The organism is Pseudoalteromonas sp. S554, assembly GCF_005930865.1.
In the GTDB taxonomy this organism is placed as follows: Bacteria; Pseudomonadota; Gammaproteobacteria; order Enterobacterales; family Alteromonadaceae; genus Pseudoalteromonas; species Pseudoalteromonas marina.
Window position 1 is genome coordinate 1 of sequence record NZ_PNDV01000048.1, and the last position, 3,211, is coordinate 3,211.

The 3,211-nt window shown below is 41.4% G+C and carries 1 protein-coding gene; it reads left to right on the top strand.

Features of this window, described 5'->3' with window-relative positions; all coding sequences use genetic code 11:
• Positions 1 to 138 precede the first annotated feature (138 nt).
• Positions 139 to 3,123, top strand: a complete 2,985-nt coding sequence (locus CWB65_RS11745; RefSeq protein ID WP_008126957.1) for a Tn3-like element ISKox2 family transposase — start codon at positions 139 to 141, stop codon at positions 3,121 to 3,123.
• The last annotated feature ends 88 nt before the right edge of the window (positions 3,124 to 3,211 follow it).

Genomic DNA, 3,211 nt, shown 5'->3' on the forward strand with positions numbered 1-3,211 from the left:
GGGGTTCTAGGGATTTTCCCCTCTAAAGTAACATAAATCGCCATACTCACCATATTTAAAGGCATACAAAGGTGGGTTACTTCTCCAAAGTATGGCAAATTATGAGGTTAACAACCCCTTAAACTTAATTTAATTCCTATGGCTATAAAAAACGAACTATCAATTCTTACCAAAGCTGAGCAGCTTGATCTATATTCTCCGCCGCTATTATCACTTGAACAACAACGATTGTATTTTACGCCAAACGAGATCGAGTTAACAGAGTTGAAAAGTATTCGCCTAAGGAACCACCGATGCTATTTCATTGCGTTATTAGGGTATTTTAAGTCTAAGCCTGTGATTCTTTCACCTAGCTTTAACCTCATCTTTGACGATATGCAGTTTATTTCAACGCAAGTTCAAGGAGGCAAAGGGATCAGGCCTTTCAGCATTAATAAGATGCAGCGTGACCGTATATATCAAAGAATACTGAGGTTATTAAACTATCAGAAATGGGACGAAAGTCTGCACTTTGCGCCGCTGTACGAACATCTTGTTATGGTCGGCAAAGCTTGGCTTGAGCCTCGTTATCTATTCGATGCAGCCGCTGAATATCTAGCAACGCATAGAATTGCCATCCCTAAATATACTGTCTTACAAAAGCTTATCAGTCGTGTTATCCAACAGGTCAAGAAGGCGTTAAATAATAAGCTTCGTATTCATGTTTCATCTGAACTACACGGATTTCTAAATACTATTATCGATGACAAAGATGGGCTCTCCTTAAGCCAGCTTCGAGCCGGTGCAAAAAGCGTTATGGTGACAGAGCTAAAAAAAGAACTGACGGTGTATCATCAGTTACAGCCTTATACAAGACAGATTGATAATGCTGTTAAGGGCTTAGCCTTATCGTCTAAAAACCAACAACACTTCGGTGAAATGGTGGATTATTATGGCAGTAAACTAAAACGCTTTAAGCGTCCACAGCAACACCTATGGTTGCTGTGTTTTCTGACTCAACGCATACGGCAAAGCCTAGAGCGATTGGCTGATGGGTTTATTCATCATATCCGTAAACAACAAGAAGCTGCGCATGCGTTTGCCCAACAGGCAGTGTTTGACTCATGGAGGTCAGCTGCAGACAATGTCACCAAAGCCGCAGAATTACTGCATCTGTTTGTTGATGACAGTATCGACGATAATCAACCATTTGCAACGGTTAGGCAACAAGCATTAAGTGTAATGAATAACCAAGATATAGAAACGCTATGCCTGTACTTAAAAAAGCAAAAACGCACGGTAGAAGAATATCAATGGCAATATTATGATGATCAAAACGGGTTAATTGAGCAGTTATTAAGGCCCGTGTTTCTATGTCTTGAATGCCAAGCAGGTAAAGGCTCAGAAGCATTAGTGACCCAGCTCAAAACCACAAAAACAGAACTATTAGCAGGTAATACATTGCAAACAATGGATAGTACACTTATCCAACAAAAACATCGTCCATGGTTAATTAACAAGGATGTTGTTCATCCACAGCGATACGAATGGTTGCTTTACCGTCAACTGGCTTCTCGGCTTAATGGTCGAATTTACTTATCAAACGTCACTAAATATCGTGCGCTAGAAGACGACTTAATTGCATCGTCAATACAGCCTGATCTATTGGCATCATCAACATTGGAAAAGCTAAAGCAGCCGATTCAGAAGCTACTGCAAGTAAAACAAATACGCTTAACAACATCCCTAGAAGATGTTGCTCGTCACATTGATAATGGTGATAACCGCAATGTGATCATGAAGAGCCGAAGTGGCACACGATGGCGACTGCCAGTTAAAGGCTCCCAATCACTTGTCAACAACCCTTTCTTTAAACAAATGATCCCCGTCAGTATTGCTGATGTGTTGCGTTATGTTGAACAAGAAACCAACTTTATGCAATGCTTCGCACACGTGCTGCCAATACAAAAACAAGTAGGCGCCAATCAGGATGATTTATTGGCTATTCTAATTGCGAATGCGACACATCGCGGCGTATATGGGATGGCACAAATATCTGATCGCAGTTATGAGCATCTAAGCACTATACAAGCTAATTATATTAGGCCTGAAACCTTGCAAGAGGCTAGTGATATCATCAATAACGCAGTAGCGGCACTCCCTATTTTCCGCCACTATCACATCCAAGAAGACGTCCTGCACGCCAGTACCGATGGGCAAAAATTTGAAACTCACCTTGAGACTTTTAAAACTCGCTACTCCTCGAAATACTTCGGCACCAACAAAGGTATTACGGCCATGACGTTAGTTGCCAATCATAGTGCGTTAAATGCCCGTATCATAGGATCTAATGAGCATGAGTCCCATTATATTTACGACTTACTACAATCTAATACTAGTGATCTTAAGCCAGATGTCCTCTCAACCGACACCCATGGTGTTAATCATGTTAATTATGCCTTATTGGATTTATGCGGTTATAGTTTTGCGCCTAGGTATGCTCAGTTCACCAGTGTGATCAATGACCTATTTAACGTAACTGAAAGCGACGACGGAAACACGCATCTGGCGCTGAAAAAGCCGATAAAAATGAATGTGATTGAAGAAGGCTGGCAGGATATTCAGCGTATTGTGTTATCCCTTCAAGAAAAACGCACAACACAGGCATTGCTAGTACGCAAATTATCTGGTTATCCATCTAGACACCCTATATTACAAGCATTAACGGAATATAATAGGCTCATCAAAGCCCAATATTTACTTGATTATATTGATGATGCAAGTCTGCGCCAATATGTTCAACGAGCACTGAACCGAGGCGAAGCCTGGCATTTCCTCAGGCGAGCTATTGCATCGGTCAATCGTGACCAGTTCCGTGGAAAAAACGAATCAGAAATAGTCGTCTGGAACGAGTGTGCCCGTTTGACGGCAAATGCTATTATCTACTTTAACTCGATGATCCTAAGTCATCTATTACTGCACTTTGAAGAAGTTGGTGACGAGGAAAAAGCAGCAATAACTCGACAAGTATCACCCGTTGCATGGCAGAACATTAATCTGAGCGGCACTTATCAGTTCGCTAGTAACCGCAAACTACCTGATTTACAGGAAATAACTAGGCCTATTGTTGAAAATGAAGTCTAAAATGAAAGGTAACCCAGCTCCACAAGCCATTAACTGCGAGGGTTGTGGCGATTTATGTTACTTTAGAGGGGAAAATCCCTAGAACCCC

Coding starts and splice junctions, on each gene's coding strand:
- CWB65_RS11745 (WP_008126957.1), top strand. CDS start 139: ATGGCTATAAAAAACGAACTATCAATTCTTACCAAAGCTGAGCAGCTT.